The 25,343-nt window shown below is 62.5% G+C and carries 27 protein-coding genes and 1 pseudogene; 5 read left to right on the top strand and 23 right to left on the bottom strand.

The features are described 5' to 3' along the window. Nucleotides 1-117 precede the first annotated feature (117 nt). The 6 genes from AB7F49_RS19530 to AB7F49_RS19505 form a co-directional block, all read right to left on the bottom strand. On the bottom strand, nt 118-561 hold the full coding sequence (locus tag AB7F49_RS19530) for a hypothetical protein (protein WP_428525362.1): 444 nt from the start codon (nt 559-561) through the stop codon (nt 118-120). 236 nt (nt 562-797) lie between these two features. Continuing rightward, nucleotides 798-1,445, bottom strand: coding sequence for a hypothetical protein (locus tag AB7F49_RS19525; protein WP_428525360.1), 648 nt, complete (start codon nt 1,443-1,445; stop codon nt 798-800). Nucleotides 1,446-1,772: 327 nt separating this feature from the next. Then, nucleotides 1,773-2,120, bottom strand: coding sequence for a hypothetical protein (locus AB7F49_RS19520; RefSeq protein ID WP_428525358.1), 348 nt, complete (start codon nt 2,118-2,120; stop codon nt 1,773-1,775). Between the two features lie 74 nt (nt 2,121-2,194). Continuing rightward, nucleotides 2,195-2,743, bottom strand: a complete 549-nt coding sequence (locus AB7F49_RS19515) for a hypothetical protein (RefSeq protein ID WP_428525356.1) — start codon at nt 2,741-2,743, stop codon at nt 2,195-2,197. Continuing rightward, nucleotides 2,740-4,206, bottom strand: coding sequence for a tyrosine-type recombinase/integrase (locus AB7F49_RS19510; RefSeq protein WP_428525354.1), 1,467 nt, complete (start codon nt 4,204-4,206; stop codon nt 2,740-2,742). The genes AB7F49_RS19515 and AB7F49_RS19510 overlap by 4 nt, the downstream gene beginning before the upstream one ends. 292 nt (nt 4,207-4,498) lie before the next feature. After that, complete coding sequence (locus AB7F49_RS19505; protein ID WP_428525352.1) at nt 4,499-4,801, bottom strand: PilZ domain-containing protein; 303 nt, start codon at nt 4,799-4,801, stop codon at nt 4,499-4,501. A 388-nt stretch (nt 4,802-5,189) separates the two neighbouring features. Between AB7F49_RS19505 and AB7F49_RS19500 the strand changes: the two genes are divergently transcribed. Beyond that, nucleotides 5,190-5,396 carry a hypothetical protein gene (locus AB7F49_RS19500; protein ID WP_428525350.1) on the top strand — a complete coding sequence of 69 codons (207 nt, stop codon included), beginning with the start codon at nt 5,190-5,192 and terminating at the stop codon, nt 5,394-5,396. A gap of 87 nt (nt 5,397-5,483) precedes the next feature. Beyond that, the gene (locus tag AB7F49_RS19495) at nt 5,484-5,693 is read left to right on the top strand and encodes a hypothetical protein (protein WP_428525348.1); all 210 of its coding nucleotides are present in this window, start codon (nt 5,484-5,486) and stop codon (nt 5,691-5,693) included. A 361-nt stretch (nt 5,694-6,054) separates the two neighbouring features. On the opposite strand, the gene AB7F49_RS19490 is transcribed toward AB7F49_RS19495, so the two are convergent. The 9 genes from AB7F49_RS19490 to coaD form a co-directional block, all read right to left on the bottom strand. After that, the gene (locus AB7F49_RS19490) at nt 6,055-6,450 is read right to left on the bottom strand and encodes a hypothetical protein (protein ID WP_428525346.1); all 396 of its coding nucleotides are present in this window, start codon (nt 6,448-6,450) and stop codon (nt 6,055-6,057) included. Between the two features lie 237 nt (nt 6,451-6,687). Then, nucleotides 6,688-7,041, bottom strand: a complete 354-nt coding sequence (locus AB7F49_RS19485) for a hypothetical protein (protein WP_428525345.1) — start codon at nt 7,039-7,041, stop codon at nt 6,688-6,690. A 140-nt stretch (nt 7,042-7,181) separates the two neighbouring features. Then, a complete protein-coding gene (locus AB7F49_RS19480; protein WP_428525343.1) occupies nt 7,182-8,030 on the bottom strand; it encodes an amidohydrolase family protein in 849 nt (282 codons plus the stop codon). Then, entirely contained in the window at nt 8,030-9,013 is a 984-nt protein-coding gene (locus tag AB7F49_RS19475) for a Bug family tripartite tricarboxylate transporter substrate binding protein (protein ID WP_428525341.1), read from the bottom strand. Before AB7F49_RS19475 ends, AB7F49_RS19480 begins: the two co-directional genes overlap by 1 nt. A 53-nt stretch (nt 9,014-9,066) precedes the next feature. Continuing rightward, on the bottom strand, nt 9,067-10,212 hold the full coding sequence (gene tgt, locus AB7F49_RS19470; RefSeq protein WP_428525339.1) for a tRNA guanosine(34) transglycosylase Tgt: 1,146 nt from the start codon (nt 10,210-10,212) through the stop codon (nt 9,067-9,069). Next, the gene (gene queA, locus AB7F49_RS19465; protein WP_428525388.1) at nt 10,209-11,291 is read right to left on the bottom strand and encodes a tRNA preQ1(34) S-adenosylmethionine ribosyltransferase-isomerase QueA; all 1,083 of its coding nucleotides are present in this window, start codon (nt 11,289-11,291) and stop codon (nt 10,209-10,211) included. Before queA ends, tgt begins: the two co-directional genes overlap by 4 nt. A gap of 164 nt (nt 11,292-11,455) precedes the next feature. Beyond that, the gene (locus AB7F49_RS19460; protein ID WP_428525337.1) at nt 11,456-11,917 is read right to left on the bottom strand and encodes a peptidylprolyl isomerase; all 462 of its coding nucleotides are present in this window, start codon (nt 11,915-11,917) and stop codon (nt 11,456-11,458) included. Between the two features lie 12 nt (nt 11,918-11,929). Continuing rightward, nucleotides 11,930-12,478, bottom strand: a complete 549-nt coding sequence (locus AB7F49_RS19455; RefSeq protein WP_428525335.1) for a peptidylprolyl isomerase — start codon at nt 12,476-12,478, stop codon at nt 11,930-11,932. Between the two features lie 26 nt (nt 12,479-12,504). Further along, on the bottom strand, nt 12,505-13,002 hold the full coding sequence (gene coaD, locus AB7F49_RS19450) for a pantetheine-phosphate adenylyltransferase (protein WP_428525333.1): 498 nt from the start codon (nt 13,000-13,002) through the stop codon (nt 12,505-12,507). 196 nt (nt 13,003-13,198) lie between these two features. Between coaD and AB7F49_RS19445 the strand changes: the two genes are divergently transcribed. After that, entirely contained in the window at nt 13,199-13,630 is a 432-nt protein-coding gene (locus AB7F49_RS19445) for a hypothetical protein (RefSeq protein ID WP_428525331.1), read from the top strand. 34 nt (nt 13,631-13,664) lie between these two features. Here AB7F49_RS19445 and AB7F49_RS19440 read toward each other — a convergent pair whose 3' ends face one another. Then, entirely contained in the window at nt 13,665-14,267 is a 603-nt protein-coding gene (locus AB7F49_RS19440; RefSeq protein WP_428525329.1) for a DUF4337 domain-containing protein, read from the bottom strand. Nucleotides 14,268-14,354: 87 nt separating this feature from the next. Beyond that, nucleotides 14,355-17,111, bottom strand: a complete 2,757-nt coding sequence (gene gyrA / locus AB7F49_RS19435; protein ID WP_428525327.1) for a DNA gyrase subunit A — start codon at nt 17,109-17,111, stop codon at nt 14,355-14,357. A 312-nt stretch (nt 17,112-17,423) separates the two neighbouring features. On the opposite strand from gyrA, the pseudogene AB7F49_RS19430 reads away from it, so the two are divergent. Next, nucleotides 17,424-17,687: pseudogene (locus tag AB7F49_RS19430) on the top strand (BrnT family toxin). A gap of 28 nt (nt 17,688-17,715) precedes the next feature. Further along, entirely contained in the window at nt 17,716-17,952 is a 237-nt protein-coding gene (locus AB7F49_RS19425; protein ID WP_428525325.1) for a BrnA antitoxin family protein, read from the top strand. 36 nt (nt 17,953-17,988) lie between these two features. Here the strand turns inward: AB7F49_RS19425 and ipdC are convergent, their stop codons facing one another. The 6 genes from ipdC to AB7F49_RS19395 form a co-directional block, all read right to left on the bottom strand. After that, nucleotides 17,989-19,632, bottom strand: coding sequence for an indolepyruvate/phenylpyruvate decarboxylase (gene ipdC, locus AB7F49_RS19420; protein WP_428525323.1), 1,644 nt, complete (start codon nt 19,630-19,632; stop codon nt 17,989-17,991). Between the two features lie 32 nt (nt 19,633-19,664). Beyond that, complete coding sequence (locus AB7F49_RS19415) at nt 19,665-20,063, bottom strand: DUF2306 domain-containing protein (RefSeq protein WP_428525321.1); 399 nt, start codon at nt 20,061-20,063, stop codon at nt 19,665-19,667. Nucleotides 20,064-20,070: 7 nt separating this feature from the next. Further along, nucleotides 20,071-20,547 (bottom strand): DUF2269 family protein, encoded by a 477-nt coding sequence (locus AB7F49_RS19410; protein WP_428525319.1) that lies wholly within the window; start codon nt 20,545-20,547, stop codon nt 20,071-20,073. 119 nt (nt 20,548-20,666) lie between these two features. After that, nucleotides 20,667-21,158, bottom strand: coding sequence for a single-stranded DNA-binding protein (locus AB7F49_RS19405; protein ID WP_428525317.1), 492 nt, complete (start codon nt 21,156-21,158; stop codon nt 20,667-20,669). 227 nt (nt 21,159-21,385) lie between these two features. Further along, complete coding sequence (gene ligD, locus AB7F49_RS19400) at nt 21,386-24,178, bottom strand: DNA ligase D (protein WP_428525315.1); 2,793 nt, start codon at nt 24,176-24,178, stop codon at nt 21,386-21,388. Nucleotides 24,179-24,412: 234 nt separating this feature from the next. After that, a complete protein-coding gene (locus tag AB7F49_RS19395) occupies nt 24,413-25,333 on the bottom strand; it encodes a Ku protein (RefSeq protein WP_428525313.1) in 921 nt (306 codons plus the stop codon). Nucleotides 25,334-25,343 lie beyond the last annotated feature (10 nt).

Raw genomic sequence — 25,343 nt, 5'->3', positions numbered from 1 at the left:
TGCGGCGCGTAAAGGTCGTCATCGGCATCGCCCCACTCGTCAGGCCGGCGACGCTTGATTCTTGGATCAGGGCTAGAGGCCCGGCTCCAATCTGGCCCTTCGTTGATCTTGCCATCGCTACCCACCGTGCTCTCCGATCCGTACTCGTTTGCGCTTCGGTGGCGGCGAGTTGTCAATCACCAGCTTGAGAGAGCGCTTCGCGGGATTCTTGTAGGCCGAGGCGAACGCGCGCCAGTCATCGGCGGTCTCTCCCGCGCCAGATGCTACAAAGGCGTCGTAGACGCGCCGCAGTTGCGGGTGATCGATCAAGACCGCCTTGATGCCATACTGCGCATTTTCCACACCGGTCTGCAGGTGTGCGATGTCGCGGCGTAGTTGATGCGAGCGCGTCAGGTATTTGCCGAGCGCCTCGATGCCCTTCACCGTTTTCATATCCATGGCCGGCAGCGGCGGCACCGGCGCGTGGGGCGCGCGGTCGTGCCGGCGACCTCGATGATCCGGGTGGCTCCAGTTTCCCCTGATCTCCTGATCATACATTGGCGAGTCGGGATCACGTTCCATCTTGAAATCCTCCGAGCGGTTGATCTTCAACTTAAAGACTACGGCGAAGCCATCTTGCCGGGCGGCAAAGCCGCCCTATCCAGTCTTGGTCTTTGTTCGTTGTGCTCGTACATGTCTTCATACCCCTACCCCGGGTCCCTACAGTTTGGCGGTGAACACCCTACAGTTTGGCGGTGAACACCCTACAGTTTGGCGGTGGGTAGGCCCTACAGTTTGGCGGTGATAAAAATTGGCCATTATCCCTCCCGTTTCATCTTGGCATCGTCGGCATCGTGATGTGCCTCGCGCTCGACGCGCGACCGGTTTAACCACACAAAGACTTTGCGATCCTCGACGATGAGATGCTTGAATCCCCATCCGTAGACCTTTTCAAACCACGGCTTGACAACACGCTGGACCACCGCGTCATACCGCGATGCATTGTTCTTATGTGAACCGAGCCCGACCTTTCTCATGAAGAGTCGTAGGCGAGGACCGGTCCGCATCCGATCCCGCCCGTTACTGGCAGTCCATTTCCAAGCAAGCATGCACAATGTGATGTTTTGCGCCGTCTCGTTGCTCGGCAGCGGGAGGTGAATGCGTTTGAAATACCGTTTTGCCGGCCGCGCATACTCTGGCGCTAGAGTGATCTTGATCCGGGTGCCATCGTATTTGATCACCTCAATCGGCGTGATCATCTTATTCAGCCGGTACCTGCCCCTGCCGAGATACCATTTCAAATAACGGACCTCGACGCGGCTCCAGTATGTGAGCGCTTCGCGTGTTCGCTCGCAGTAATGGCTATTCTCGCTGACACCCATCAGGCCGAGCAGTTGTGGGATCGATGCGAATTCGATGGTGTCGGTGTCCAGCGCCTGCGCTTTTGCCGACAATTCCATCAGCATGTTGATTTCGAAACCGGTCGGACAGCGCCAGTATTTATGTCGCGTCCCGGGCGGCAACTGAAACTCGAATCCGGTGTCGCGCGGCGGCTTGCCGACGATCCAGCCATCATCCTCGCGTTGCCAACACCATGACCGCGTCAAGCGCGAGCGGGCGAGCGGGTAATTCAGCAGGTTTTTATCGAGCGTCGTGAATCGCTCTGCGATCTTGTCAGCCATGGCGTGAGTTGCTTTCTCGCGCCGACCCGATGTATGGGCTGCCTATCGAGAGCGGGTCGTACGCTCTCGCCCCTCTGGCCCCGGCGCGGTCGCACGCGTCGGGGCTTCGCCTCATGTCGTCGCGCGATTCCTGATTGCTATGGCGATCAGGCGTTTTTTGAACGCTTCGAGATCGCGGCGGTTACGGTAGTTGCGGTCACCAATTTTGATTTTCGCCGGGAAGCCCAAGGTGGGGTGCTTGGTCCAACGGTCGCCAGTTTGCGGCGTGACATCGAACTCCTCCCAAACCTTCGGATCGGGAACAAGTTCTATAGGTTCGCCGTCGTCAGAAGCTTCGGTGTTGTCAGAAGCTTCGCTGGATGCATCGACCGCAGATAAAGCAGCCACAGTCGTCGGCTTGTTCTGCCGCGCCTGAGCAAGGTTCTTTCGCTTCGCAGCGAGTTTGTCGGGCTTTGCCATAGCGAATGGGGCTCACGTTGCTTAACGGAGCCGAACATTGCTCGAATCGGTAGCGGTTAGAACCGCGCTACAATTCAGGGGGTAATTGAATCCTGAATTGACGCTGCTGCCTCTGCCTTGAATCGTTGCCGCATCTCATCAACTGCTGGGCGACCTTGTTTCAATCGGCTGCGTACTGCTTCCTTCAATTCATTCGTATTGGAATCGACCTTCAATTCGTTGCAGGCTTGTTCGTACCAACCATCCCAGCGTTTGGCCGCTTCACCTTTGTGGGGTTCTTTTGGAGCCCTTTTCCGTCCGGCCAACCACTTCTCATATATATCATCGACTTTGACGGCGACTCTCCAAGCGAGCCGCCCCGGATCGGTCAGCTTGCGAGCGACGGCCGGATTCGGATTGCCCGGGCCGCGCGCTTCTATCTCCTTAATCAAATCATCAGCGCGGGAATGCAATCCGGCGCGTCGCAGATCATGCACATCGAGCCACGCGTCCTGCCGCCAAGTCTCACGTGCCGCAATGGGCTTTTCCGTCTTATCCGTCTCCAGCCGCTTAATCCGGGCAGCCTTTCGACGCTCGATGTAGTCTGGGCTCTCAAAATTCGGAATTGACGGGGGCTTTGTCATCGCTTGGCCCTCCGAGGTTTGGCTTCCTTGATCGACACGACATTGTCAGGTTTGCCGCCCACGAGGCCTTCGACATGCGCGGCCCAGCGCTCGAGTGCTTCGCGCCGCTCCGGCATAAGGTCGGCGTGGTCATAAACACCGGCAACGCCTGCGAGATAGCCGCTGACGTGATTGACGGCGCGCTCGACCACGTCCGATGAAATGCCGAGCGAGCGCATGCCGGTGATGGCGGTACGCCGCAAATCGTGCAGCCGCCACGGCGGGATGACGAAATTCTCGCCTCTCTCCTTCTGCGCCAATTCCAACATCTTTTCATCGATGCGGCGCTTGGCCTTGCTCCAGCCGCTGACTGGCGAGTGACCTGTGGTGCTAAAAACAAACTCACCATCGCCGTCCGGAATCAGTTCGCGCGCCTGCGGTGCGAACGCGACGATATGAGGGCGCTTGTTTTTGGTACGGCTGCCGGGCAGATGCAGGTCGCCATCCTCTAGTTCGGCGCGGCGCATACGTGCGATTTCGTTCAGCCGCTGACCGGTCAGCAATAGCAAACGGAGCGCCGGCGCATAGGGCTTGCGGTCCTTCGGAAACTGCGAAGCGTCGGCCGCATCGCAGGCGTGCCAGAACCAGCGAACCTCATCCGGATTTAACCGGCGGTCGCGCTTCTCTGGAACCGAAGGCCCTTCCCGACCGGCGAGCGGATTCGCCGGAATCTGCGCTGGCTTGTCCTTCGAAGATGCCAGCCAGCCGAACATGCTGCTCAGCGCCGAGTGCAGCACGCGGCCACGCGAGGCATTGCGCCCTTTGCGGCGAACCTTCACTCCCGGGATACCGATCTTGCGCGCCTCTTCGACCACCGTCTCGATGGCGATGGCGTCGATGGAACGTATCGTCCTCTCGGCCCAGCGTTCGGCAAGCCCGCCTTTTACGGCTGGCCATATCCGCCGCAGCCGCGCGGTCTCAGTCTCATCTTCAACCTTACGACCGGCTTCGGTCTCGTCGTAGCGGAGGCCAAGGCAGCGGCAGGTCTCCTGCCAGCGCCTTGTCTTGGGTTTCACATGCTCATCGGCAAAAACTCTAGCCAAATCCGCAAAGTTATTTTCGACGTCCATGCGGGTTTGGATGCGAGCCTTCTCCTTGGCCTCTCGGAGTTCGGCGATCACATCTTTGCCCTTGCGGTCGCGGTGCATCTTGCCAGCAAGGTATCGAGCACCTGTTATTGTCAGCGGCTGTCCGATGACCGGCTCGCCCTCAACCTCCTTGCCGCTAAAATCGTAGGGGCCGAGGTGGAGCTTCGCAGGCCGACCATCGGGGCGGCGGAAACGCATCGCCCACGACTTCGCGCCGGTCGGCTTGGGTTGGATGATTAGGTACAGGCCGGGCGCGCCGGCATCACGAATTTCGCGGCGCTTCGCTGTTGGCTTGTATTTATTCTCGATAACGAGCGCGGTCAGCTTCTTGGCCATGCGGACTCCCGGGTAACACTCGGGTAAACAGGATGCCCTGTTAAGCTCCGTGCGGCTTGTGGCTACACGGAGCCTAACGGAATCGCAATTTTATAAGGCCTTTGAAGCGCTTACGTCCGGGAAATGTTCGGGATAGTTAAGCTCCGTGGGGGTCCTGCGGCGAACTTTTAATCAGTAGGTCCCGGGTTCGAATCCCGGCGGGCTCACCAATTATTCGCGCGGGGTATGACAATGACCGCAATGTGCAATCGAATTCATTGTTTCGGCGGGATGACACCCAGATTGCAACACCTCAGCCAGCCATCCTCGCGCTCGGCCTGACCACAGGCCGAAGGGCCGATTCGCCTGGTCTGACAAACCGGACGCCCGCGCGAAAGCCGGCTCGCCACACCACGCGGCAGGAAAGCCGGGGCCATTCCCCTTCGATTTCCAGCGCGAACTGCCCGGGCAGAACCACGCGCTTTCGCGCGAATACCAGCCGTGCGCCGCCATCGGAAACGTCGCGGATGGTGCATTCGATGTCAGGGCCTAAGCCAAAGGCTACCCGGCCTGTGGCAGCGATTGGGGTCCGTGTGGTTTTTCGCCGTTCCAGCATCTGACTGCTCGCGTTGCTGAACCACTTCATAAGGGCAGCGATCTAACTCGAACTAAATTGCAGCCAGCAGAAAGGGCGATGGTGCGGAAGCTTTTGTTAACGCAGCATCTTCCGGGCAAGCCGCGACACCGGAACCGGCGTTCTTTGCGAAGGCGGGGTCTTTCATTATATTATTTTATATCAATCACTTGGCTTATGATCTTCAAGTGTCAAAGGTTGTGCCGCCGCAATGTTTAGCTGCATTGCATCGGCAGCGAGCAGCTGCCCTGCGAGAAGTGCTGATCACGCTAGCGTGACCGCGCCGAACCCAGCTGATCGAACCGTCGCCGGACCACGCGCGACTGATGACCAGAACTTCACATTCCTCCGCCATCGACCAGGACCTGTCATGATCCGCAACGCAATTCTCGGCATCGCTGCCGCGGTGATCATGTTCGCCGCCGCAGCGACGCTGGTTTCCACCACCATCTATTCGGCCTCAGCATCGGCCAGCCATTCGGTCTATGGCGCCGTCAACAAACCCTCGTACCTCAAGGGTGCGATCGCCAAGCATTGCCTCGACAACCACGGCGCCTGTGCGCTGGTCGTGCAATAGATTTCCGTTTCCTCCGAGGTACCCTTTGTTGTCCGTCGGCGTGATTTGCCCTAGATCGATCGGCAAGGATCGAACACGCGGGGTGCCATGAGCGAGATCAAATCCATCGCGGAACTCGACCGCCGTATCGCCATCGTGAGAGACAATCTGAACCAGCTCATCGAGCAGGCCGCAGCGCGGTCTGGGGCCGCAGACGAGGCGCTCGCCTCAGACCGCATCGCACAGCAAAGCGAGGAACTGGAGCGGCTGACGAAGGAACGCGACGCCTTGCTGGCCGCGCAGTCGGGAAAAGCCTGAAAAACAGCGCTCGACCCACACCGCTCGCTGCCGATGGAAATGCCACCGCTCCGCCGCCAGGGGTCATGGCAGCAGCCGCCCTCTGATGCTAGAATACCAATTGTGAATCCCGTCCCGGCTCCGAACCATGGAGGGTCAGATGCTGGCGGATCGGTTCGAACGGCTTAGTACGCCTGCCAAGCTCATCATATCTGCAGCAATTGTAGCCTTGGGGGTGTGGGCCATCTGGTCTGGCGCAAAGGATCTCGGCTGGGTGTAAGGCGCAGCCGCGCCGCGTACCACGAAATCGCACAAACGACGCGCTAGCGAGATCCACGAGGCGCGCGCGCTTCGGTATGGCCGCCTGCCTGTCCGTAGCGGCTCACAATTTCAGCCAATACGCATTCGCCGCCATGTCGAACGTATCGCGCGCAACAAAACCTGCCTGTACATCGGCCTCGGCCTTCGCAAGTGCGAACAGTGCCGATCCGGCCGCTACGCAGCCGTGGCGCGTCAACGTCTGGCGCTTTCCGCCGACCGACTGCACCTGCACGACCCAATGCGCGCGCAGGTCGGTGTCCGTCCGCCGGAGCTTGTGGATTTCGAAAATCACGATGGGGGCCGACGCAACCCTCGGGTCGAGATAGGACACCGCGACGATCCCCTGCCCGCTTTTTTCATGATCGGCGCTGCCTTCATGACCCAGGGTCTTGTAGCGTTTCAGCGTTCGTTCGTCGTGTCCCTGTTCGCCCTCGGACCTGGGCAAATATTCAGTCAATTTGGACCCTCGCCTGCGCTTCCCGGAAAAAGCAGACCTCGCGCGAGGTTTTGCTGCTGCACTGCAACGCGATCTGGACCCGGCGTCCGCTGCGTTTGTGTCGGAACTCAGACTTGAATCTCATTTTCGTCGAACCGCACAAGACTTTCGAAACCGCGTCGCGAAGTTGCCACGAAGGCACGATACACATTGTCGCGGAGGAGGAGGGGTAACGAGAGGAGGACCGTCATGAGACTTTCATCCGGCGATCCAGCCCGCGTCGCTTACCCTGCTTTTCGCCGGCCGGTTTGCCCATCTTGCGGCGACTTGCTGTTCGCGGCCGCCGCTACCGAATTCCTTGGTCAGGGAAAGGTCAGCAACATCTGGTCCTGCGATCTTTGCGATTACGAATTCCGCACGGCATTTGCAGTACCGTTCGAAAACTGAACTTTCGGCCATCGACACGTCGGCAAGCGAGCCGTCCGTGAACCACCCGTCGACCTTGGCAGAACGTCGACGAACGACAACACGTCGAACAACGACAGAACGGATTTCGGGCCCGCCGAAGCGCACGGTGGGCCCTTTCCGTTGGGAAGGCCTGGCGTTGATCATTTCCGGTGGTCCAAACACTCGCGTCGCAGACATGGGCGGTCGAATGGGCGATCGCATGGCTGCACAGCAGCCTCAGGCTCCGGCATGAGGCGAGCGGCCGTGAACCGCGGCAGCGCGCTTCGCCGGTCTCCCGGTCTCGGCTAAAATCCGTAGAGCTTCGCCGGATTGTCCACGAGCAGCTTCTGACGCAGCGCCGGGTCCGGCGCGATCTGCGGCAGCAGATCGACGAGGTCGGCTTCGTCCGCCTCGTGCGTGGAATTCGGATGAGGAAAATCCGTGCCCCACAACACACGGTTGGGGCTTGCTTCCACGATCTTGCGCGCGATCGGGATCGCCTTGTCGTAGGGCGGCATGTCGATCCGTTCGGAGCCCGAGACCTTGATCCAGCATCGGTCGAGCTTGGCCAGATCGAGCAAGGCTGCGAGAGGCTTCTGGTCGACGCCATCCTTGGCCGGCACCCGCCCCATATGGTCGATCACGAACGGCAAGGTTAGCCCGCGCATCATGTCCGACAGCGGAATGATGTCGGGTGCGTCCACATGCAGCACCACGTGCCAGCCCAAAGGTTTGATGCGGCGCAGGATATTGGCGAACACCGTCATGTCCGGCGAGCCACCGAGATGCTTGACGAAATTGAAGCGCGCCGCGCGCACGCCGGCACGATGCATGTTCGGAATGTCGGTGCCCGGCGTGTTCTCGTCGAGGATGGCGACGCCACGATAATGCTCCGGCCGCCACGTGAGCGCATCCAGCATCGCGCGGTTGTCGCTGCCGTGACAGCTCGCCTGCACGATCACCGCCCGGCTGATGCCGAGGTGATCGTGCAGCGCTTTCAGCATGTCCTTCGGTGCATCCTCCGGCGTGTAGCGTCGATTCGGCGCATAGGGGAACACGTCACCCGGTCCGAATACATGGCAATGCGCGTCGCAGCTTGCCGGTGGAAGCTGGAACTCGGGCTTCCGCCGCTTTGCAAAATCGATGATCGTCATCAGCGTTTCTGAATGCCCGCCTTCTCGATCACGTCGGACCACTTCGCGATGTCGTCCTTGAGCCGGGCCTGGATCTCCTGCGGGGTCGAGCCTCGGGCGTCGATGCCGAGCTCCAGCGCCTTCTTCTTAACCTCCGGATCGGCCAGCACTTCGTTCAACGCCCTATTGAGGGTCGCGATCACGTCGGGCGGTGTGCCGGCCGGCGCGAAGATCGCGTTCCAGGACGTGACCTCCCATTTCGGCTCGCCGGCCTCTTTTGCGGTTGGCGCATTCGGGAGATAGTCGCCGCGCTTGGTGCCCGACACCGCAACCGGGATGAACTTCTTGGCTTCGAGGCTGCCGCGCAGCGCCGCGTAGAATTCCGCGGCCATCTGCACGTCGTTGCGTTCGAGCCCGACCAGCACATCGCCCGAGGTCTTGAAGGGCACGATCACGAAGTTGAGGCCCGAGACCGACTTGAAAAGCTCGGCACCGAGATTCTGGCTCGATCCGGCGGCGATGGTGCCCACATTGAGCTGACCAGGCTTCTCTTTCGCGGCCTTGATGAAATCGCCGAGTGTCTTGTACGGGCCGTTGGCACTGGTGACGAGGATCAGATCGAAATAACCCATTGCCGAAACCGGCGCGAAGTCCTTCAGGGGATCGAACGGCAGGCTCTTGAACAATCCGGCGCTGACCGCGGTGCCGTTGGTAAGCACCGCAAGCGTATATCCATCGGCCGGCGACTGGAGCACCGCGCGTGCCGCGGCGATGCCGCCGGCACCCGGCATATTCTCGACCACGAAGCGCTGCCCCAACTTTTGACTGAGCTTCTCGGCGACCAGCCGTGCAGTAACGTCGGCGACGCCACCTGCGCCGAACGGCAGAACCATCTTTACCGGCTTGTCCGGATACTTGCCCTGGGCAGTGGCCGGTGCGGCCGACAGCATGAATGCCGCCCCGCAGACGGCGGCAAGTCGCAGGATCGTGGCGGATCGCAGCATCGCATTTCCTCCCATACGATTTCAGCGCACCAAACCGGTTTCGGAGCCACAATTCAAGCACCAAGGTTCAGCGGTGGGATGTCTCCCGCCTCCCAGCCTCGCTTTTTCGCATCCCGATAAGCCAGGAAGGTCCCGGCCGCGATCGCCTCTCGCGCGTCCCTCATCAGCGTCTGATAATAGGCGAGATTGACCTGGGTCAGCAGCATGGCGCCGAGCGTCTCGTTCGCCTTGACCAGGTGATGCAGATAGGCGCGCGAATAGGTGCGCGTGGCCGGGTCGCCGCTCGTCTCATCCAGCGGACGTGGATCGTCGGCGTGACGGGCATTTCTCAGATTGACCGACCCGTGCCGCGTGAAGGCCAGTCCGTGGCGCCCGTTGCGAGTGGGCATCACGCAGTCGAACATATCGATGCCGCGCCAGACTGCCTCGATCAGATCGTCCGGCGTGCCGACGCCCATGAGATAGCGCGGCCGGTCGGCAGGCAGTTCCGGCGCGACGATGTCGATCATCGACAGCATCACCGCCTGCGGCTCGCCGACCGCGAGCCCGCCGATCGCATAGCCCTGGAAGTCCATGTCCACCAGTGCCCGCGCACTCTCAACCCGCAAGTCCGCGTCGTCGCCGCCCTGCACGATACCGAACAGCGCATAACCCGGCTTTGCGCCTTCGAACGCGCGCTTGCTTCGCTCCGCCCAGCGCAGCGACAATTGCATGGCGCGATCGATTTCGTCGCGTTTCGCGGGCAGGCGCAGGCATTCATCGAGCTGCATCGAGATGTCGGAACCGAGCAGGCGCTGGATCTCGATCGCCCGTTCGGGTGAGAGTTCGTACATCGCACCGTCGAGATGCGACCGGAACGTCACCGCGCGTTCGTCGAGCTTGCGCAGCTGCGACAGCGACATGACCTGGAAGCCGCCGGAATCGGTGAGGATCGGCTTGTGCCAGTTCATGAAGCCGTGCAGTCCGCCGAGCGCGGCGACGCGTTCGGCGCCGGGGCGCAGCATTAGGTGATAGGTGTTGGCGAGGAGAATATCGGCGCCGGTACGCGAGACATCGTCGGTGGTCACCGCTTTGACCGTGGCCTGGGTACCGACCGGCATGAAGGCGGGCGTCGCGATCCGGCCATGCGCGGTCTCGATCTCGCCCGCGCGCGCGGCGCCGTCGGTCGCAATCAGGTGGAAGGAAAACGGCCTGGTCATCGGGCGGGGTGTAACAAGCAGGCGTCGCCATAGGAATAGAAGCGATAGCCTGTCGCAATCGCATGCGCATAGGCGCGCTGCATGGTTTCCAGACCCGCGTAAGCCGAGACCAGCATGAACAGGGTCGAGCGCGGCAGGTGGAAATTGGTCATCAGCAGGTCGGTGACACGGAAGCGATAGCCGGGCGTAATGAAGATATCGGTGTCGCCGCGGAACGCTTGCACCCTCCCCCCCTCGTCGGCCGCGCTTTCAAGGAGCCGCAAGGCCGTCGTTCCGACCGGCACGATCCGCCCGCCCCGCGCCCGAATATCATTGAGCGCGGTCGCCGTCGCTTCGTCGATCTCGCCCCATTCGGCATGCATCCGATGCGCGGTCGTGTCCTCGGCCTTCACCGGCAGGAAGGTGCCGGCGCCGACATGCAGCGTCAGCTTGTGCAGCGTGACTCCCGCCGTCTGGAGGCGCGCAACAAGATCGCTGGTGAAATGCAGCGCGGCGGTCGGCGCCGCCACCGATCCCTCCTGATGCGCGAACATGGTCTGATAGTCAGTGGCGTCGCGTTCGTCGGCTGCGCGCTTGCCGGCGATGTAGGGCGGCAACGGCATCTCTCCCCGCTCCGCGATAGCCTGATCCAGCACCGTACCGTGGAACGCAAAGGATAGCGTCACCTCTCCACCTTCGCCTTTGTGCTCCACAATTGCATCGAGTTGCCCGAGAAAGCAGACCTTGCCCTCGTCGCCGAAGCGAATGGCATCGCCTTGCTCCAGGCGCTTCGCCGGTCTGACAAAGGCGAGCCAGCGCGAGCCGTCGAGCCGCTTGTGCAGCATGGCTTCGATCCTCGGTTCCACACCGCGGCCGATCCGCCTGCCAAATAGCCGCGCCGGGATGACCCTCGTATCGTTGACGACAAGGGCGTCACCCGCGCGTAGAAGCGACGGCAGGTCGCGTACGACGCGGTCTTCGATTTCCAGCGTCTCGCCCGGCCGCACCACGAGGAGCCGCGCGGCATCGCGCGGCGATGCGGGCCGCAGCGCGATCCGCTCGGCCGGGAGTTCGAAATCGATGAGGGTGGTGAGATTGATTGGACCTTACACCCCCCCCTAAACGGGGGTGGTCGGCGCGGCGCGCGGGGTGGGGGTCAGACGTAACGTGACCCCTCTCCGACCGCCGGAGCCTGTCATCGGGCCGCGCTTCGCGCGGACCCGTTGGGCGGTCGACCCTCCCCTTTCAGGGGAGGGATAAAGAGCTACGCATCCGCAGCAATCGTCGCCCTTACGATCTTGTCGGGATCGCGCACCGGCTCGCCGCGCTTGATCTTGTCGACATTGTCCATGCCGGAAATCACCTTGCCCCAGGCAGTGTATTGCCGGTCGAGGAAGGTGGCGTCGTCGAAACAGATGAAGAACTGGCTGTCGCCAGAATCCGGGTTCTGCGCGCGTGCCATCGAGACCACGCCGCGCACATGGGGCTCGGCGTTGAACTCAGCCTTCAGCTTCTTGCCGGAACCGCCGGTGCCGGTGCCCTGCGGGCAACCGGTCTGGGCCATGAAGCCGTCGATCACGCGGTGAAAGACGACGCCGTCATAGAAGCCCTCTCGCACCAGTTCCTTGATACGCGCCACATGGTTGGGCGCAAGGTCCGGACGCATCTCGATGACGACGTCGCCCTTGGTGGTCTCGAGCTTCAGGGTATTTTCCGGATCGGCCATCTCATGGTGCTCCTATTTCCTGTCAGCCTGTACAAAAGCGCGGGTGATGCGGTCGGGATCCTGTACTGGTTCACCCCGCTTGATCTTGTCGACATTGTCCATGCCGGACACCACTTCACCGATCACGGTGTATTGCCCGTTCAGGTGCGGAGCGTCGGCATAGGTGATGAAGAACTGGCAATTGCCGGAATCGACGCTGTGGCTGCCGCGCGCCATGCCGACGATGCCGCGCCGGAACGGCACCTGCGAGAATTCCTGCTTCAGGTCGGGATATTTCGATTTGCCCCTGCCGTCGCCGCGGTCGCCGTCGCCGGTCTGCGCCATGAAGCCCGGTATGACCCGGTGGAACGGCGCATTGTTGTAGAAGCCGTCCCGCGCCAGCTGCTTCAGCCGCGCGGCATGCTGCGGCGCGACATCGTTGCGCAGCCGGATCACCACCGGGCCCTTGGTGGTTTCGAGCACCAGCGTGTTCTCCGGATCGGACTGCGCAAGAGCGGATGTCACTTGCGCGGGCGCTGCAATAACAAGCGCAGCCAGCAGCATGGCAAGAATGCGAATCATGAAAGCTCCCTGAGAGGATCGAGATGTCAGGTACTGAACTTGGCCTTGAGCCGCGCGGCGACGGAAGCGGGTACGAAATGCGACACGTCGCCGCCCATTTTGGCGATCTGGCGCACGAGTGTGGCGGTGATCGGGCGCACCGCGGGCGACGCCGGCAGGAACACCGTCTGCACCTCCGGCACCATGGCGCCGTTCATGCCGGCCATCTGCATCTCGTAGTCGAGATCGGTGCCGTCGCGCAGGCCCCGGATCAGCACCGTCGCGTCCTCTCGCTGCGCCGCGCGCACGACGAGGTCGTCGAATGTCAGGTAACCCATCTCACAACCGGTCTCCCGCACCACCGGCCGGCAGACCTCTTGCAGCATGTCCATCCGCTCCTGCGCGGAGAAGATCGGGGTCTTGCCAGGATGGACGCCGATCGCCAGCACCAGCCGATCGGCGAGCCGCGCGGCCTGTCGGACGATGTCGAGATGGCCGTTGGTGACCGGGTCGAAAGAGCCGGCATAAAGCGCAATTCGCGGCATGGCGCCCATCGGATGTGGTGGCGGGCTCCGCTTAGCCCGCGGTCGCCCGTCTCGCAAGGGCAAGGTAACGCCCGAACACGCCGGCCGTTCCGGGTTCCTCACAATTTCGCGAGGGCGGAACCAGAACACCCTTCCCCGCTTTGAACGTGCGGACAAGGCCAAACGGCCGGGCGCGAACCGAGGGGACCTAAACCAGATGCTCAAGCCCGTTCATGCAGTGGCAGCCGCCGCAGCACTTGCGGCGTTTGTGATCCTCGCCATTCCGGCGCTTGTCAACGCCAGCGCTCGCGTCGAAGGCGAAAAAGCCGATATCGCCGATCTTTCCGATTGCGAATTGCGGGGATGGCCGTATTACGCGCGTACCTGCGTGCGCGACGAAACGCGCAATGCCGGCCGCGCCATCAAGGTCAGGGTCGTCGCTCCCGACCGGATTTCGGCCTCCGAACTGAAGGCCGCGTCCGGTGCCTCGCCGATACGGCTGAGCCGGGCCGCCCTCCTCGATGTGGCCTCCACGCCGCCGCTATCCGCAATGGTCGCGCCATCGAGCTGGATGATGTCCTATGACGAAGCCAGACTGAATCTGGACGCCGGCGACTTCATCCGTCGCACCGTGCCGACGCCGCGCTAGCGAGTGACCCGTTGGGCCGCGCTTCCCGCCGATTTCAGCTCAGGAACGGCAATGAGACGAACAGGTAGAAGCCGTTGAGCGTCAGCAATGCGCCAATGATGCCGAGCGCGCCGCCGACGAAACTCAGCCACACGAGGTCGGCGACAATGGCAACCGAGATCAGAACGATCGCGATCTGCAGCAGTGCCTCGGCGTAGTCGAAATACGGGTCCTGCTGGAGCGCGTGATCGCGCTTGGCCTCGTATTCCTTGGCGCGCTGGATCAGCTCCTTCTTGCCTTCCCTCGTGTCGGGCTCGGACTCGTAGCGCGCCACCGTCTTGCGATAGGCCTCGGCCTTCTTCTTCAGCTCGGCCTGCGCCTCGGGCGACAACGCCGGATCATTCTGCGCGAGACGAAGCTCGAGCTGGTCGGCCGCCAGTGCGAACGACGTCTGGCGCATGTTCTTGGCCTGGAAGAAATTCCAGTAATTCGACGCCAGCACGTTGTTGTTGACCGCTTCCTTGCCTGCGTTCGAGCCGCCCAGCCCGGTGATGGCGAGCAGCATCGCGAACACCGCGATCGCGACCGCGGCGCGCTGCTTGAACGTGTCCCGCGTCTTTTCGGCATCCATCATTTCGGCAGCTTCGTCGGCCTTCATGGCACCCACCCCTCTTGCCGCGGCGCAGGATGCACCACGGATGTGACAGAATTTTCGGATTGGAAGAATTCGGGCTCGCGCGCCCGTTTACGACCCGTTGGAAACGTCGCCGTCTTCGCTCAAACGCTCGACCGAAACCACCCGCTCGTCCTCGGCCGTGTCGAACACGATCACGCCTTGCGACGACCTGCTGACGATCCGGATGCCCTCGACCTTGGTGCGGATCAGTTGACCGCCATCGGTGACCAGCATGATCTGGTCGGATTCCTCGATCGGAAACGACGCGACCAGCTTGCCGGTCTTCTTGCGAATGGTCTTCGCGCCCTTCTTTCCCTCGAGGATGCCCATCGCGACGATGCCTTTGCCGCCGCGATTGGTGATGCGGTATTCGTAGGAGGACGTGCGCTTGCCCATGCCTTTTTCGGAGATCGTAAGCACGAACTGCTCGGCCGCCGACATCTCGACATAGCGCTTTTCGCCAAGCTCGATGGTGTCGGCGGCCTCCTCGGCATCCGCCTCGTCATCGGACTCACCGGCATCCGTCTCATCGCCACGACGCACTGCGTTGGCGCGCCGCAGATAGGCGGCGCGCTCTTCCGCGCTGGCATCGACGTGCCGCAGGATCGACATGGATATGATCCGGTCGCCCTCTTCCATCGAAATGCCCCGGACGCCCATCGAGGAGCGGCCGGCAAACACGCGCACGTCCGGCACCGCGAAACGGATGCACTGGCCGTTGGCGGCGGTCAGCAGGACATCGTCCTTCTCGGTGCAGATCTGCACGTCCACGATGCCCTCGCCTTCGGCGAGCTTCATCGCAATGATGCCGGAAGGCCTGACGTCGGAGAAATCGGACAGCTTGTTGCGCCGGACCGTGCCCTTGGTGGTCGCGAACATCACGTCCAGATTGTCCCAGGTGCTCTCGTCCTCGGGCAGCGGCATGATGGTGGTGATGCGTTCGCCCTGCGCGAGCGGCAGGATATTGATCAGCGCCTTGCCGCGCGCCTGCGGCGCCGCGACCGGCAATTTCCAGACCTTCAGCTTGTAGACGCGGCCGAGCGATGAGAAATACAAAACCGGCGCATGGGTCGAGGCGACGAACAGGCGCGCGACGAAATCCTCCTCCCGGGTCTGCATGCCGGCGCGGCCCTTGCCGCCGCGGCGCTGCGCCCGGTAGGTCGAGAGCGGCACGCGCTTGATGTAGCCCTGGTGCGAGACGGTGACGACCATGTCTTCGCGATGGATGAGGTCTTCCTCCACCACCTCGTCCATCTGCTCGACGATTTCGGTGCGGCGCGGCGTGGCGAAGTCCGCCTTTACCTTCGCCAGTTCGTCCTTGACGATCGCCTGAATGCGAGCGCGCGAACGCAGGATTTCCAGATAATCGCTGATCTCGGCGGAGAGCTTGTCGAGTTCCGCCTGGATTTCCTCGACGCCGAGCGCAGTCAGGCGTTGCAGGCGCAGATCGAGGATGGCGCGTGCCTGCGTGTCGGACAGCCGGTAGGTGCCATCCTCATTGATGCGATGACGCGGATCGTCGATCAGCAGGATCATCGCCTCGACCGCACGCGCCGGCCAGTTCCGCGCGATCAGCGCCTCTCGGGCCTCGTTGGCGTCCTTCGAGGCGCGGATCAGGCGGATGATCTCGTCGATATTGGCGACCGCGATGGCGAGGCCGACCAGGACATGGGCGCGGTCGCGCGCCTTGTTGAGCAGGAACTTGGTGCGCCGCGACACCACCTCTTCGCGGAAAGCCAGGAAGGACGCAAGCAGGTCCTTCAGGTTCATCACCAGCGGACGTCCGCCTTCCAGCGCCACCATGTTGCAGCCGAAAGAGGTCTGCAGCGGGGTGTAGCGATAAATCTGGTTCAGCACCACGTCCGGAATGGCTTCGCGCTTCAGTTCGATCACCACGCGATAGCCTTCGCGGCTGGACTCGTCGCGCAGGTCGGCAACGCCGTCGATTTTCTTCTCGCGCACCAGTTCGGCGATGCGTTCGACCATGGTCGCCTTGTTCACCTGAAACGGAATTTCGGTGATAACGATGGCCTCGCGCTCCTTGCGGACGGTCTCCATCTCGACCCTGCCGCGCATCACGATCGAACCGCGGCCTGTCTCGTAGGCACTTCGGATGCCGGCCCGCCCCAGGATAACCCCGCCGGTCGGAAAATCCGGCCCGGGAACGATGGTGTTCAGGTCGGCGATCGAAATCGCCGGATCGTCGATCATGGCGACGCAGGCGTCGATCAGTTCGCCGAGATTGTGGGGCGGGATGTTGGTCGCCATGCCGACGGCGATGCCGCCTGCGCCGTTCGCGAGCAGATTGGGAAAGCGCGCCGGAAGCACCACCGGCTCGCGCTCGTTGCCGTCATAGTTCGGCTGGAAGTCGACGGTGTCGCTGTCGATGTCGGCGAGCAGCGCCATCGCGGGTTTGGCAAGCCGCGATTCCGTGTAGCGCATGGCCGCCGGAGGATCGCCGTCGACCGAGCCGAAATTGCCCTGCCCGTCGATCAGTTGCAGGCGCATGGAGAAATCCTGCGCCATGCGCACCAGCGAATCGTAGATCGCCTGATCGCCGTGCGGGTGATATTTGCCCATCACGTCGCCAACGATGCGCGCCGACTTCACGTATTTCTTGTCCGGCGTATGCCCCTGCTCGTGCATCGAATAGAGGATGCGCCGATGCACGGGTTTCAGCCCGTCGCGCGCATCCGGCAGCGCCCGCGACACGATCACGCTCATCGCGTAATCGAGATACGAACGCTTCATCTCCTCCGTGATCGACACGGCGCGTATATCCGGCGGCAAGCCGCCTCCGGAGGCAGGGTTTTCGGGATCGGCCAAGAAGGATTATCCGGGAAGCTGAATTCGGCTGCAGCCTTAGCCGATTCATTTGCGCAAAGCCAATGATTTCGCGCCACGAATGCGACGATTTATTGTTTTAATTCAATGGCTTATTTTGCGCTCCGGGCAGGACTTGGCAACTGCCCCAGCATTGCCTTTTTTGCCCGCGCAAGCGACGCTCATGTGATGCAGCCCGAGTTTTTCTTATCGGCATTAGCGACCCTGCTGGTAGTGGTGCGGAGTTAGGCCGGAGCAAATTACATATTCAAAAAATTGACGGATCGCCAGTCAGATTGTATATACAAAAAGATCATGAAAATCGTTTGGGACGAGCCGAAGCGGCTGGCAAACCTCGACAAGCACGGCTTGGACTTCACAGATTTGACTGAGAGGTTTTTTGAGAATGCGCTGTTTCTGCCGTCGCGCGACAAGCGATGGCGAGGCATCGGGGCGAGCGTCGCAGGGGTTATCTGAGTCGTGTTTGCAAAGCTTGGACGCGAGGGCGTCAGCGTCATCAGCATGCGGCCCGCCAGTCCTCGTGAAAGGAAACTCTATGCCGAAGCTCTCAAAGGCTAGGAAGGCCAAAGGCTATACGGCCGACGATATGCGCGCGGTGTCGGACAATCCCGAATGGACCAAAAGCGACTTTGCAAGGGCGAGGTCCTTCGATGAAGTGTTTCCCGCGTTGGCCCGAAAGCGCAGGGGCAAGCAGAAGGCGCCAACCAAGATAGCCATTTCGCTCCGGCTCGATCCTGATGTGCTGGAAGCCTACCAGGCAGATGGAGAAGGCTGGCAATCGCGGATCAACAGAGATCTGCGAAGAGCAAAAAATCTGGACTAAAGCCGCGTCTTCCCACGCGGTTGCGCGCGAGAGGTTCTACCCCTTCTTCATCCGCTCCCGCGCGGCCTTGAAGCCGGTGACGAAGCGATGCAGCGTGTGCGAGGTCTCGCCGCGCTTGAGCATCACCTCGACCAGCGAGAATTGCCCCCGCCGTTTGACCGCCGCCTCCAGCGCGTCGCGCAAGCCTTTGCGCGTGGTCACACGCACGCCATGGCCGCCGAGCGACGGCGCGATCTGCGCAAAATTCCAGTCCGACAGATCGTTGAACTTGGATTCCGGCTGGAACACCCGCAGCATCTCCCAAGAGCAATTGTTGAACAGCACAATGATCGGATCGAGGCCGTAGCGGCGGCAATTGCCGAGTTCCCAGCCGGTCATCTGGAAGGCGCCGTCGCCGACCAGGATCACGGGTCGCTTGCCGGTCGCCACCGCGGCGCCGATTCCGGCGGGAACGCCAAACCCCATGCCGGCGTAATAGCCCGGCGCCGCAAGCTCGGTGTTTTCGATTTCCATTGCGGTGAACAGGCAGTCGCCCATGTCCGCAGTCATCGGCATCGGCCCGTGGCGGTCGAACAGGTCGTTGACCGCGCAGGCGATGTCGGAGGGTGAGACTGGCGCGTCGTCGCCTTTCAGGCCGCGCGGATAACGCGATTTTGGCGTCTTGAGTTTCGGGAATTTGAGGCTCGCCGAACCGGCGCGTTCGATCAGCGCATCCACCAGCACGTCGAGCGGCAGATCGGCAAAGGTATGATGGCCAATGCGCACCTGCCGGTCGATGGCGAGCATGGTCCGCCGCGGATCGAGCGCCCGGCTCGACAGCGCGAAATTGGTGTCGCACAGGATCACGCCGAGCAGGAGCGCGGCGTCGGCCCCCTCAACCAGCTCAGTGACGGCCCTGTCGCCGGCGAGGCCGAGATAGGTGCCCGCGACGACGTCAGGCGTGTCGGCAAGAAGTCCCCGCCCCATGAAGGTCGTGACCGCCGGCAGACCAAGCTTGCGTGCCAGTTCGGCGACCTGCGTTTCGATGCCGTAGCGCCGGATTTCCACATCGACCACCAGAACCGGGCGTTTCGCGGCGCGCAGGCGAGCCATGATCTCGTCGACACATTCCGCAAGCGCGTCCGCGTCGACTCGCGGTCGCTTCAGCGCGCGCACCGCAGCGCATTTCACGTCCACCATGTCGCGCGGGATTTCGATATAGACCGGAAGCGCCTGCTCGCGGGCATTGTGCAGGACGCGCGCGATCTCGGCGGGTGCCGTCGCCGGGTCGGTCAGCACCGCCTGGTCGCAGGTAATCTCTCGGAATACCGCGAGCTGGGTGTCGACCGTCCGCGCCTGATGATGCAGCAGGAGCCCGCTCTGCCGCTCACGCGCGCCGGGCGCGCCTGCGATCACCACCACCGGCGATCGCTCGGCATAGGCGCCGGCAACAGCGTTGACGAGATTGAAGGCACCCGCACCATAGGTAACGACCGCGACCCCGATCCCGCCATGGAACCGTGCCGCGGCATCGGCCGCGAAGCCGACCCCGGGCTCATGGCTCAGTTCGTAATGCGGCAGGATGCCGGATTGCTCGATTACCTTGTAGAACGGCAGCACGAAGTCACCGGGAATGCCGAAGATTTCGCGGGCGCCATGCGCTTTGAGCGCATGCAGGAGGGCGGTTGCAAGCGTGGCCATGCCGGAAGTCTGTCACGGCCGAACCACCGCGACTAGCTCCCGAACACTACCCTGTGCATGATCCGGCCCGGCCACAGCGTGAACAGTCCCGCGATCACCAACGCGCCGAGGAACAGCGACGTCATCGCGCGTTTGTGGCTTGCGACCTGATGTCGATGCGCATGAAGCACCGCGAATGGCAGCATCACCAAAGTGAACACCGCCAGCGCGTGGATCGGGCCCCAGGTTCCCCAGGTCCGCAATTCGTTGATGAAGAATGCGCTGATGCAGACCGTCGCCATCAACCCGACCCAGGCCCATCCGATCGCCCGATGCGGCAGCGTGCCCTTGGGGGCCGCAAACTGAATGACGCCGAGCGCGAATGCCGACAGCGCCGCCGCGGTGTGGATCTGGATCGCATGCGACGCATGAATGAGCGGCTCGAGCGTCATCGTCTCATCACCACAATTGCGGGCGCGTGATCATCAGCCAGAAGATTGCCATCATCGCGGCGAAGGCCGGCCAGCCGAGAATGAACCAGTAGCGGAAATAGCGGTCGTAATCCGCAGGCAATTGTTTTCCGCTCCGCAGCGCCGCCAGCGCAAGATCGCGCATGCGCTTCTGGAGCCAGAGCACCGGCAGCCAGCACAATCCTACGAAGACATACAGAAGCGCCGATGCCACGATCCAGGAGTCGAGCAGCGAATGACCTGCAACATGCGCCAGCGCGATTCCGGTAATCGGCTGTACCACCACAGCGCTCGCCGTGAAAACCGCGTCCGCGATCACCACAATGGTCGCCGTCGGCGCAATCGCCGACACGTTGCGGGAACGGTGCGCCATCAGCATGAAGAAGGCGATACCGATGCCGGTACCGAACAACACCGCCGCACCGATGATGTGCGCGAGTTTCAGGAGATGGTAGAGTTCGGGCATCGGCCCCACTGGACGTCATTGAGGCTTCGCGAAGCGACTAATCCGGAATCCATAATCCCTGCTGCGGCGTATGGATTCCGGATTTGCCGCAATGCGACCCGCGCGGAATGACGAGCGTCCTAGAACGGAATCTCGTCGTCCATGTCGCGGCCGCCGCCACCCGCCATCGCCGGCTTGCGCCCGCCCCCGCCGCTCGGTCCGCTGGAGCCGAAATCGCTGCCGCCGCCGTAATCCGACACCCGGTCGCCACCGCCACCCTGACGGCCGTCGAGCATGGTGAGCTGCGAGTTGAAGCCCTGCAGCACCACTTCGGTGGAATACTTCTCCACGCCGTCCTTGTCGGTCCATTTGCGGGTCTGCAGCTGGCCCTCGATGTAGACTTTGGCGCCCTTCTTCAGATATTGCTCGGCGATCCGGCACAGCCCCTCATTGAAGATCACCACCCGATGCCATTCGGTCTTTTCCTTGCGCTCTCCGGTCGCCTTGTCGCGCCAGCTCTCCGATGTCGCGATTGACAGATTGGCGATTGGCCGCCCGTCCTGGGTGCGGCGCATGTCCGGATCCTTCCCGAGATTTCCAATCAGGATCACCTTGTTGACCGAACCCGCCATCGCACACTCTCCCGTTCCGGACACCGCGCCGTCTGCGCTTCCCAATTCGACGCACCCTAGTGCGAAGCCTGCCGCGCCGCTCGCCGAAGCGGCGTCGAAAATCCCTTTTCCACAACTGGCACCGACCCGCAGTCATTCAAGACGGACGCGTTGGCAGGATCGGCCGCCGTCAGATATGTTCTCTTTTTGTTCTTATCATCTCGCGATGGTTCCCGCAACAGCGCTCTTCATATCAGCTTCGGCAGTCCCTGCCGCAGCTTGAAATAGCCGGGCCACGGGTCCTTCGATCCCATGAACCGCTTCACGTCCCCCACCGCGACCGGACGCGCGTTGTCGAGCCGCGCCAGCCGCTCCCACGACACCGGAACCGCGACCGGCGCACCTTTGCGCGCCCGCGTCGAGAACGGAGAAATCGCAGTCGCACCGCGCTGGTTGCGCAGGTAGTCGACGAAAATCTTTCCACGCCGTTTCGCCTTCGACATGTTGGCAATGAAGCGGTCCGGATCGTGCTCCTGCATCACCCGCGCCAGCGCTTCGGCAAACTCCCGGTGTTCGTCCCACGAATGGCCGCGGCGCAGCGGCGCCACCACATGAACGCCCTTGCCGCCCGTGACCATCGGGAAGGATTCCAGGCCGAGCTCCTGCAGCATCCCGCGCATCTCTTTCGCCGCTTCGCGGACATGGATGAAATCCAAACCCTCGTCCGGATCGAAGTCGAAGACGAGACGATCCGGCTTCTCGACCTCGTCGACCTGGCTGCACCAGATGTGCAGTTCGAGCACGCTCATCTGCGCCGCGGCCACCAGCCCGCGCTCGTCCTCGATATACAGATATCTGTCGCTGCCCGATTTCTCGCGGATCGAGATCGCCTTGAATTCGTCGGGCCAGCCTTCGGAGGCGTGCTTCTGGTAGAAGGTCTCGCCACCGACGCCGCGCGGCGCGCGCACCAGACTGAGCGGCCGGTCGGCGACATGCGGCAGCATCAGGTCGGCGATCGAGAGATAATGCGCGATCACGTCGCGCTTGGTGATCCCGCAATCGGGATACATCACGCGATCCGGATGGGTGACGCGGACGCCCGCAATCTCCTCGGCGCCGTCCCGTGCATGCGATGCGATCCGCGGCCCGGCCAGTGTGCGAGCGGATGCCGTTCGCGCCGAAGCCTTCTTGGCCGAAGCCTTCTTGGCCGAAGCCTTCTTGCCTGAAGCCTTCTTGGCTGAAACCTTCTTTTTTGCCGGCGGCTGTTTTGACGTCTTGCCTGTCGACTTCGCGGCCTGCACCGCCTTGCGCGCCGGCATCGGAATCTCCTCGACGATCTCGGCGGCCGGCTTGTCGGACCGCAATCCCTTGAACGAGCCCTGCCGGACCAGGCCGTCCCGCGTCCAGCCCCGGAAGGCAATCTCCGCCACCAGCTTCGGTTCCACGAAGCGCGCGCGCCGCGCAATGTCGGGCGGGACATCCGGTACCGGCGATGTCTTGCGCGCCAACGCCCTCAATTCACTCGACAGCCGGTCGAGCCCCTCGCCCGAATAACCACTCCCGACCCGGCCGGCGTAGCGAAAACCATCTCCCTCCCGCACCGCCAGCAGCAGAGACGAGAACGGCCGCGCGGCCTTGTCCGACGGCCGCCAGCCGATGATGACGAATTCCTGCTCGAAGCCGCATTTGCTCTTCAGCCAGCTTCGGGTGCGGCCGGAGTGATACGGCGCGTTGGCCTGTTTCGATATCAGGCCTTCCAGCTTCATCGCGCAGGCCTGCGCGAAGGCTTTCGCGCCATTGCCTGCGACATGATCGGAAAAGATCAGTGGCGCGCCAACGCCGTGCAGCAGATCGCGCAGCGTCTCCTTGCGCTCGGACAGGGGCCGGCGCCGCATGTCCTTGCCATCAAGCTCCAGCAGATCGAACAGGTAATAGGTCAGGCTGCCCTTGCCGGTCGACAGCGCGTCCTGCAATGCGCCGAAATCGGTGTGACCCTTGGCGTCAGCGACCGCGATTTCACCATCGAGCAGCGCGCTGTCGCAATTCAATCGATGCAGCGCCGGGACCAGACGCGCGAACCGGTCGGTCCAGTTCAGGCCCTTGCGCGTGTAGATCGCGACCTTGTCGCGAGCCAATGTGGTGACGGCGCGATAGCCGTCATACTTGATCTCGTGGAGCCAATCATTTCCGGCGGGCGGCGCGTCGACCAGCGTTGCGAGCTGCGGTTCGACGAAGGCGGGAAGTCTTTTGGCCGGAAGCTTTGCGGGTGATCTTGCCGGCGGTGGATCGGACGGATCGCTTTCCGGCAGATTTCTTGCGGGCTTTTTTTTTGAGCCGCTGGCCTTGCCATTCACCGCCTTCGCTCTCGCCACCTTGCCTGTGCCCGCAAGGATCACAGGATCGCCTGCGGCGCCGCCGCCCTTCCGGTTCGAGTGCCAGACCGCCTTGCCGCCGCGCTTTCCTTGGGCGATCTCGTCCATGGTGCGGCCGGACCTGGCGCTCGTCAGTTCGGTCTCGACCGACGGCGTGCCGCCGCGCCGCATGTAATCGTCCAGTTCCTTGATCAGCAGCCAGTTGTTGCCCTTGTCCTTCGGCGAGCGCCTGCGCAGCTTCACCAGCGCCCATTTTCCGTGCAGGCGCTTGCCGTGCAGCACGAACGCGAGCTTGCCTTTCTTCAGCTGCTCGTCGACATCGGGCTCCTGCGGCGCCCAGGTGCCGGTGTCCCACAGCATCACCGTGCCGCCGCCATATTCGCCTTCGGGAATCGTGCCTTCGAACGAGCCATACTCGATCGGGTGATCTTCGGTCCGGACCGCGAGCCGCTTGTCGTCCGGGTTTTCGCTCGGGCCTTTCGGCACCGCCCAGCTCATCAGCACGCCGTTCCATTCCAGACGGAAGTCGTAATGCAGCGCGCGCGCCGCATGCTTCTGGATCAGATAGCGGAGCTTCGATGTCTTCTGTCTGCCGACGGCGCCCTTCGGCTCCGCAGTGCGTCCGAAGTCACGCCTGGCGTGATACTCGCGCAGCGATCCGCGGGGCATGCGCTGGCCTCACACGCTGGGCTTCACCCGCCCCCTTGTGGGGAGGGTCGCCTGTCGAGCGAAGCGAGGCAGGCGGGGTGGGGGTAACCGTTTCGGGATCAGGTTCTTCGCCGATGGAATCGCAACCACCCCGATCTCCTTCGCTGCGCTCAGTCGATCGACCCTCCCCACAAGGGGGAAGGTAAAGGCAAACGATAGTCCTGCCGAAGCCGCCGCACAGAAAGGCATGCGTCGTCACGCCGCTTTGCGGCGGCTCGCCTTCTTTGCGGTCTTGGCTGCCTTGCCGGACGATTTGGCGGACTTGGTCTTGGATGCCGACTTGCGCGCTGGCTCTTTCGCCTTGCTGCCGCCTGCCGACGGCTTGGCCGCAGCGCCGCCACCCTTCCCCACGCTGCGCTTGAGCGCATCCATGAGGTTGATGACATTGGACACCGGCGGCGCTTCCTCAATCTCGCGCGGCGGCCGCTTCTCTTCCTTGGCCTTGATCAGCTCGCGCAAGGCCGCGGTGTAGGTGTCCTTGAACTTCTCCGGCTGGAAGCCGCCGGCCTTCTTCTCGATCAGTTCCTCGGCGAGCGACACCAGATCGGCATCGACCTTCTTCGAGGGCAATTCGTCGAACACATCGGCCTTCTTGATCTCGTCCGCGTAGCGCAAAGTCTCCATCAGCAGACCCTTGCCATACGGCTTGATCGCCACGATCGAGCCCTGTCCGCGCACCACAAGCTGGCCGAGCCCGATCTTCTTGGTCTTCTTCAGCGCATCGCGCAGCACGATATAGGCTTCGGCCGCGTCCTCATCCTCCTCGGACGGCACGATGTAGAACGGCCGGTCGAAATACACCGCGTCGATCGCGTCCTCGTCGACGAACTGCGTCAGGTCGATCGACTTCTTGGCCTCCAGCTTGACGTCGTTGATCTCCTCGTCGGTGAGGAGCACGTATTTGTTCTTCTCGACCTCGTAGCCCTTGACGATCTCGGATGCCTCGACGGGACCTACGCCCGGCACCACCTTCTCGTAGCGGATGCGCTTGCCGGTCGGCTCGTGGATCTGGTTGAACGAAATTCGGCTGGTCGACTTGGTGGCGGGCAGGACCTCGACCGGGATCGAGACCAGCGCGAGCCGGATGCGGCCCGACCAATACGCACGCGTGGGCATAGAAACCTCT

It is taken from the genome of Pseudorhodoplanes sp. (assembly GCF_050250235.1).
Lineage (GTDB): Bacteria > Pseudomonadota > Alphaproteobacteria > Rhizobiales > Xanthobacteraceae > Pseudorhodoplanes.
Note: the sequence above shows the minus strand (reverse complement) of the source record. Positions and strands in the feature narration are given on the sequence as shown.